Source organism: Burkholderia sp. COPS, assembly GCF_019425585.1.
In the GTDB taxonomy this organism is placed as follows: Bacteria; Pseudomonadota; Gammaproteobacteria; order Burkholderiales; family Burkholderiaceae; genus Burkholderia; species Burkholderia cepacia.
The window spans coordinates 94,831-101,865 of sequence record NZ_WIXR01000025.1; the positions used below are offsets into that span (position 1 = coordinate 94,831).

General features: G+C 70.7%; 6 protein-coding genes. 3 read left to right on the top strand and 3 right to left on the bottom strand.

Features of this window, described 5'->3' with window-relative positions:
* Positions 1 to 31: 31 nt before the first annotated feature.
* Both FOZ70_RS23165 and FOZ70_RS23170 read right to left on the bottom strand, forming a co-directional pair.
* Positions 32 to 1,411 (bottom strand): FAD-containing oxidoreductase, encoded by a 1,380-nt coding sequence (locus FOZ70_RS23165; protein WP_219706845.1) that lies wholly within the window; start codon positions 1,409 to 1,411, stop codon positions 32 to 34.
* Positions 1,412 to 1,628: 217 nt separating this feature from the next.
* Positions 1,629 to 2,207 (bottom strand): hypothetical protein, encoded by a 579-nt coding sequence (locus FOZ70_RS23170; protein ID WP_219706847.1) that lies wholly within the window; start codon positions 2,205 to 2,207, stop codon positions 1,629 to 1,631.
* A gap of 280 nt (positions 2,208 to 2,487) precedes the next feature.
* Here FOZ70_RS23170 and FOZ70_RS23175 point away from each other — a divergent pair, with 280 nt between their 5' ends.
* Positions 2,488 to 3,126 (top strand): LysE family translocator, encoded by a 639-nt coding sequence (locus FOZ70_RS23175; RefSeq protein WP_021163579.1) that lies wholly within the window; start codon positions 2,488 to 2,490, stop codon positions 3,124 to 3,126.
* 79 nt (positions 3,127 to 3,205) lie between these two features.
* Here FOZ70_RS23175 and FOZ70_RS23180 read toward each other — a convergent pair whose 3' ends face one another.
* Positions 3,206 to 4,417, bottom strand: a complete 1,212-nt coding sequence (locus tag FOZ70_RS23180) for a DUF1444 family protein (RefSeq protein WP_021163580.1) — start codon at positions 4,415 to 4,417, stop codon at positions 3,206 to 3,208.
* A gap of 337 nt (positions 4,418 to 4,754) precedes the next feature.
* Here FOZ70_RS23180 and FOZ70_RS23185 point away from each other — a divergent pair, with 337 nt between their 5' ends.
* Positions 4,755 to 5,546: a DUF3348 domain-containing protein gene (locus FOZ70_RS23185; RefSeq protein ID WP_059624237.1), complete on the top strand. Its 792-nt coding sequence runs from the start codon at positions 4,755 to 4,757 to the stop codon at positions 5,544 to 5,546.
* 10 nt (positions 5,547 to 5,556) lie between these two features.
* Positions 5,557 to 7,035 (top strand): DUF802 domain-containing protein (locus FOZ70_RS23190; protein ID WP_219706848.1); only part of this gene is annotated, 1,479 nt, incomplete at its 3' end.

Consider the following 7,035-nt stretch of genomic DNA (forward strand, 5'->3'; position numbering starts at 1 on the left):
CAGCGTGCGCGGCCGCTCGCCGGGTCGCGCGTCATTCGACCGGATGCAGATCCTGAAGCAGCGTCGGCACGAGCTCCGACACGGTCGGATGGATGTGCATCGCGCGGCTGATCGTCGTGTACGGCGCGCCCGCGGCCATCACGTCGAGCATCCCGTGCACGACTTCATCGCCCGTCACGCCGAGGATCGTCGCGCCGAGGATCGCATGGCTGTCCGCGTCGACGATCACCTCCATGAACCCGAGGCTTTCGCCTTTTTCCACCGCGCGGCCGACGCGTGTCATCGGGCGCGTGCCGACGAGCAGCCGGCGGCCGGTCTGCTTCGCTTCCGCGAGCGTCATGCCGACGCGGCCGAGTGGCGGATCGACATACATCGCGTACGCCGTGATGCGGTCGGACACCTTGCGCGGATCGTTATCGAGCAGGTTGGCCGCGACGATCTCGTAGTCGTTGTATGCGGTATGCGTGAACGCGCCGCGCCCGTTGCAGTCGCCGAGCGCCCAGATGCCGGGCACGTTCGTGCGCAACTGCTCGTCGACCTCGATATAACCGCGCGCATCGGTCGCGACACCCGCACGGTCGAGCCCGAGATCGTCGGTATTCGGCACGCGTCCGACCGCGAGCAGCAGGTGCGAGCCCGCGACCTCGCGGCCGCCGCCCGCGCAGTCGAGGCCGACCGCGATGCCGTCGCCGTCGCGCCGTGCACTCAGGCAGGTCGCATCGAGCTGCACGTCGATCCCTTCGCCTTCGAGGATCTCGCGCACGGCCTGCGACACGTCCTCGTCCTCGCGGCGGATCAGGCGGGGGCCCTTCTCGACGATCGTGACCTGCGACCCGAAGCGTCGATACATCTGGCCGAATTCGAGCCCGACGTAGCTGCCGCCGACGATCACGAGGTGCGCGGGCAGGAAGTCGACGTCCATCATCGTCGAGTTGGTCAGGTACGGCACCGTGTCGAGGCCGGGCATCGCGGGCACCTGCGCGCGCCCGCCGACGTTGATGAAGATGCGTTCCGCCTCGAGCAGCGCGTCGCCCACGCGCACCGCATCGGCGCGCTCGAAGCGGGCGTGACCCTGAAACACGCTGGTGTTCGCGAGCCCGCGCACCCATTGCTCGACGCCGTGGTTCGAGCGGCCGGAGATCTGGTCCTTGCGTGCCTTCACGGCTTTCATGTCAACGGTGACGGGGCCGCCGACCGACACGCCGTATTCGCCGGCCCGCCGCGCGAGGTGCGCGGCGTACGCGCTCGCGATCAGCGTCTTGGTCGGGATGCAGCCGGTGTTCACGCAGGTGCCGCCGAAGCGGCCGCGCTCGATGATCGCGACCTTCATTCCGGCGGCGGACAGCCGCGCGGCGAGTGGCGGCCCGGCTTGCCCGGTGCCGATGACGATCGCGTCGAAGTGTTGCGTCATGACGTCCTCCTGTGCGGGTGCAGCGAGGGAACGCGTGCGGGCGAGCCGCGTGCGAGGCCGGCGCGCGGTCGCGCGACGGCGAGCGCCTATGGTAGTCCTGTTGGCGTGCGCTCGCGAGCGCCGGCGGGGCCGAGGCGGCGACGCGTGCCCGGGCCCGGCCGTGCCCGCGCCGGCCGGTGTGCGATGCAAGCGGTCGCGACGCGTTGCGCCGGCCGCGTCAGTCCTTGCGCTGCCACTGACCGAACGACACCGGCCGGTGCGCGTCGGCGCGCGTGACGGTCACGTGATCGGGCTGGTCGTCGAGCGGAAACGATTCGGTGACGATCCGGTTCGAAAACACCCAGCCATGCGTGTGCGGGTCGTAGCGGAACGTCACGTAGTCGGTCCAGTGCTGTCCGCACGCGACGAAGTTCTGCACGGTGAAATAGCGGCCTTTCACCGCGAAGCCGTTGTCGGCGGCATCGTCGGGATCGAACGGATCGCACTGGCCGCCTTCGTTCGCGCGCAGCACGACCTGGTCGTTGCGCGCGGCGAGCCGGAATGCGTGGTCGGCCTGCTCCTCGAAGATCAGCAGCGGGCGCGGCGACGGCTGCTCGCGCGTATCGACCGCCCGGTGCACGACGACGAGGAAGCTGTGCCGTCCGTTGTCGAGATCCGGCCCGGCTTGCGCGAGCAGCGGCTGGTAGCCGGCCGGCAGCTGCGCGGCGATCGACTTCGGCAGGTCGGCCGCGCGGGCGTCGAGCGAAAGCGCGGCGAGCAGCGAGGCGAGCACGATGGGCAGGTGGAAAACGCGCATGACGGGGTGTCCGGTCGAAAAGAGAAAGGGTGGCCGATCGCGCGGGGCGACCAATCCCGCCCGGGAAACGCGGTGCCCGGCACCGGATGGAACGCGACGGGCGGCGCGGATCTCGATCATGGCGGGCGGCGCGAATGGCGCGACTGGCGGGAAAGAGGGCCAGCATAGCAGCGCCACGCGGCTTTCGGCCATGTGCAAAGCGTGCCAGAATCGACGGCTCGACCGTCGAACACGACATGCAGGCGCCGGCGCTTCGGCGTCGCCTACCAAGGAGACTTCGATGACCGCATCGGCTGCCGTACTCGCCATCCTGGCTGCGCTGTTTCTCGGCGCGATGATTCCGGGCCCGAGCTTCGTGCTGGTTGCCCGCAATGCGATCGGGCTGTCGCGCCGCGACGGGCTGGCCACCGCGCTCGGCATGGGCATCGGCGGCATCGTGTTCGGCGGCGTCGCGCTGGCCGGGCTCTATACGCTGCTGCAGGCCGTCGAATGGCTGTACGTGGGCCTCAAGGTGGCGGGCGGCGCGTACCTGATCTACATGGCGTCGAAGATCTGGCGCGGCGCCGACCGGCCGATCGCGATGGACGATCCGCGGGCGATGGGCGGCGGCAGCGCGCGCAAGTCGTTCTGGACGGGCCTCACGACTCAGCTCAGCAACCCGAAGACGGCGATCTGGTACGGCAGCATCTTCGCGGCGCTGCTCCCGCAGCATCCGCCGCTGTGGTGCTATCTGGCGCTGCCGCCGCTCGTGTTCGGCGTCGAGTTCGGCTGGTACACGATCGTCGCGCTGTGCTTTTCCACGCGCCGGCCGCGCGAGCTTTACCTGCGCGCGAAGAAGTGGGTCGACCGCGTCGCGGCCGGCGCGATCACGCTGCTCGGGCTGCGGCTGATCCTGAACGCGCCGAAAGCGGGAATCTGAGCGCTTCCATTCTTGATCCGCATCGCACGGCGGCCGGCCATTCCAGCGGCCGGCCGCCGGCGCGCACCGCGCGTCGGCATCAGGCTTCGCTGAACCGCTCCAGCAGCGCCGCGAACCGCGTGTCGTCGGGAAACCCCTTCACTTCATAACGCACCGGGCGATGCCCGGTGGCCGTCATCAGGTCGCCGCACGTGTTCAGCAGCTCGGCCATCGGCACGTAGGCCGACTGTCCGGTCGACTCGCGATGGAGCGCGACGATATCCGTCTCGGGCAGCAGCGTGTGCACGCCGTCGCTCCATACGCCGACGCTGAACAGGCTGCCGTCCTGGCGCTTGTACACCGAGTAGGTCGCCACGAAAACGTCGGTGCCGTCGCGTTCATGCACGTCGTCGAGGAGCATCCGCTGATCCTGGTAGTCGCCCGCGAGCTCGCCGATGCGCAGCGCGGCCAGCTTCGTTTCGAGCCCTTCCGGCACGAAACGCCGCCACGCGGTGCCGTCCCAGCGCAGCATCAGCGGCGGCAGCGGGCGCGGCTGCGCCTGCGCCTGTTCGGCGAGGTCGACCATGGCGGCGAGCCCGGCCGGATTGCGGTCGCCGGTGAGCAGCAGCACCGCGCGGTTCGGCGCCATCACGACCGGCGCGCCGGCGATCGGCTGCCGGTGGAGCAGGTCGGTCAGCAGCAGCCGCGCCGCGTCGTAGGAATCGTTGAATTGCGACAGGAACACGCCGTTCGGCAGCGCGGCCCACGGCGCCGACGATTCGGCCCGCAGGTTGTCGATCGCGATCTCGCATGCGTCGTCGAACGAGATGCCCCATTTGTCGAGCGTCGAGGTCGGCAGGCGCGCGATGTTGAACTCGCCGTCGTACGCGATGCCGATCTCGATGTTCTCGCACAGCGGCCGGAATGCCAGTTCCGTTACGCCGGGCTGCCCGGCCAGTTGCAGCGCGGTCACGCCGCGCTCCGTCGCGCTGCGGATCACGGGCCGCAGCTTCGCGCGTGCGGCGGAGAAATCCTCGGGGATCTCGTGCTGCATCATCGCGCTCGCCTGCCGTTTCAGCACGGTGTCGCGCTCGGACGGCTTCGCGGCCGCGTAGTCGCGGAACAGGTTGTGCAGGTTGATGATGTTCGACGGAGCATCCGACTGGACGAGACAGCCCTTCTCGTCCTCGTGGCGCCAGGTGCGCGTGTCGCCCGATGCGCGCAGCGTGGCGATCAGGCGTTCGGCGAAGGCCTGCGGGGTCGGCGGTTTGCCGAAACGGTCGCGCAGGCGCGTGACGAGGTTGGCAAGCATCGTGTGCGGTCGGGCCGGGCCCGTTTGTTGTCGTTGTGGGTCGGTGGCACCCGGTCTCGGGGGCGCAGCCCGCGGCCGGCACGCGTGGCCCGACGGGTGCTGAGATGGTAGCGCAACGTGGCGGGTCTCGGCGGCCCGAATGCGCAACCGGCGGGCGACGCAGTGGCGCGCAAGGGCGGCAGAACCGCCGCCGCAGCGGCCCTCGGCCGCCCTCCAAGCCTTGTGTGGCGGGCGTTCGCGAGTGCCGCACGCGCCACCGGGCGGCGGCGCTTCCCCGATTCTGGCGGTCGACCTCCCGGCGACGTGTAAACTGCTGCCTTTTTTGACGGTTTGCAGCATGGTGCAAGCACCTCCGCGCCCGGCGCTGAGCGGCCCGGCGCTCGTCCGGCTGCTCGCGCGCCTGGCCGATGCCGACGTCGCGGAATCCCGGCAGACGCTGTCCGACCGGCTGAGCCAGTGGCTCGGCTGGACCGACGCGATCACGCTGTCGTCCGCGCTGAATGCGAGCCCGCCCGGCGTCGCGGCCGGCGTGCGCGGCTACGACGCCGAGCGCGACTGCGCACGCGTGCGCCACGAGCTCGCGCAGGCGATCACGGCCACCAACCGGCCGCGTGCGCGGCGCCGGCCCGGCGATCCGCCGCCGCCGGCCGCCGACACGGCCGATTTCGCGGACTTCCGCCAGCGTTACCTGTCCCTGCAGCAGGACATGGAAACGGCGATCGGCCAGTTGCGCGGCCGCCTGCGGGTCGCGCTCGCCGCGTGCTCGTCCGGGATGGCGCGGCTCGCGACGCTCGACGCGATCATGGAGCGCGTGCTCGGTGCGCGCGAGCGCAGCCTGCTGTCGGCCGTGCCCGCGCTGCTCGGTACGCGCTTCGGGCGGCTGCGCGACGCGGAGCGGCAGGCGCTGGCCGATGCCGAAGCCGCGGCGGCAGCCGCAGCGGAATCCGCGGCCGCGGCCGATCCCGCCGATGACGGCGCGGCGATCGTCGACAGCCCGGCCGTCGCGGCGATCGTGCCCGGCGCATGGCTCGATACGTTTCGCGACGAGATGCAAAGCATCCTGCTTGCCGAACTCGAAGTCCGGTTTCAAACGGTAGACGGGCTGCTCGCGGCCCTTCGCACCTGCTAATCAACACGCTATGTCCAGAATTCGCCTTGATCTCGTTGTCTTCGTCGCCGGTCTGCTCGCTGTGGGCTGGATCGGCGTCGGCTATGTCGCGTCGAACCCGCTGGCGTCGGCCGTCACGCTGCTGATCGCCGCGTGCTATGTCGCCGGCGCATGGGAACTGCTGCGCTACCGGCAGGCCACCGCCACGCTGTCGCAGGCGGTCGCCGGCCTGGCCGAGCCGCCCGCGAAGCTCGACACGTGGCTCGACACGTTGCACCCGGGCCTGCGCGGTGCAGTGCGCGCGCGAGTCGAAGGCGCGCGCGTCGCGCTGCCGGGCCCGTCGCTCACGCCTTATCTCGTCGGCCTGCTCGTGCTGCTCGGCATGCTCGGCACGCTGCTCGGGATGGTCGTCACGCTGAAGGGCACGGGCGCCGCGCTCGAAAGCGCGACCGATCTCGACGCGATCCGCGCGTCGCTGATCGTGCCGGTGAAGGGCCTCGGCTTCGCATTCGGCACGTCGATTGCCGGTGTCGCGACGTCCGCGATGCTCGGCCTGCTGTCCGCGCTCGTGCGCCGCGAGCGGATCGACGCGGCCCAGCAGCTCGACGCGAAGATCGCGACGACGTTGCGCGTGCACTCGTCCGCGCATCAGCGCGACGAATCGTTCCGGCTGCTGCAGCGCCAGGCCGACGTGATGCCGGCGCTGGTCGACCGCCTGCAGACGATGATGACGTCGCTCGAGGCGCGCAGCGTCGCGCTGCACGATCGCCAGATCGAAAGCCAGCAAGCGTTCTTCGATCGGACCGAGCGCGCGTATGCGGGCCTCGCGTCGAATGTCGGGGACGCGCTGAAGGAAAGCGCCGCCGAAAGCGCGCGCGTGGCCGGTGCCGCGCTGCAGCCGGTCGTCGCCGCGACGATGACGGGGCTCGCGCAGGAGATGGCCGCGCTGCGTGACACCGTGACGGGCGCCGTGCAGCGTCAGCTCGACGGGCTGACGGACGGTTTCGAGAAGACCACCGGCAACGTGACGGCCGTCTGGAGCCGCGCGCTCGACGAACAGCGCCGTGCGGGCGATGCCGTCGCGCAGCAGTTGCAGACGACGCTCGGCCAGTTCACCGAGACCTTCGCGCAGCGTTCGACGGACCTGCTCGACGGCGTCGCGACGCGCCTCGAATCGACCGAAAGCCGCCTGTCGGATGCCTGGCGCGATGCGCTGGCGCGCCAGGAGCAGGTCGGCGAGACGCTGGCCAGCCAGCATGCGCGCGCGCTGGGCGAGGCTGCCGCGACGTTCGAACGCCATTCGGGCGCGACGCTTGCCGCGATGCGCGAGTCGCACGCGGGGCTGCAGACCGAGCTGGCCGCGCGCGACGAACAGCGCCTCACCGCATGGAACGAATCGCTGGTCGCGATGGCCGCGAAGCTGGGCGACGAATGGCAACGCGCAGGCGAGCACAGCGCGGGCCGTCAGCAGGAAATCTGCGACGCGCTGGCGCAAACGACGCGCGACCTG

Excerpts from the sequence above, each read along its gene's own strand:
- FOZ70_RS23165 (WP_219706845.1), bottom strand. The coding sequence starts at position 1,411 with ATGACGCAACACTTCGACGCGATCGTCATCGGCACCGGGCAAGCCGGG.
- FOZ70_RS23170 (WP_219706847.1), bottom strand. The coding sequence starts at position 2,207 with ATGCGCGTTTTCCACCTGCCCATCGTGCTCGCCTCGCTGCTCGCCGCG.
- FOZ70_RS23175 (WP_021163579.1), top strand. The coding sequence starts at position 2,488 with ATGACCGCATCGGCTGCCGTACTCGCCATCCTGGCTGCGCTGTTTCTC.
- FOZ70_RS23180 (WP_021163580.1), bottom strand. The coding sequence starts at position 4,417 with ATGCTTGCCAACCTCGTCACGCGCCTGCGCGACCGTTTCGGCAAACCG.
- FOZ70_RS23185 (WP_059624237.1), top strand. The coding sequence starts at position 4,755 with ATGGTGCAAGCACCTCCGCGCCCGGCGCTGAGCGGCCCGGCGCTCGTC.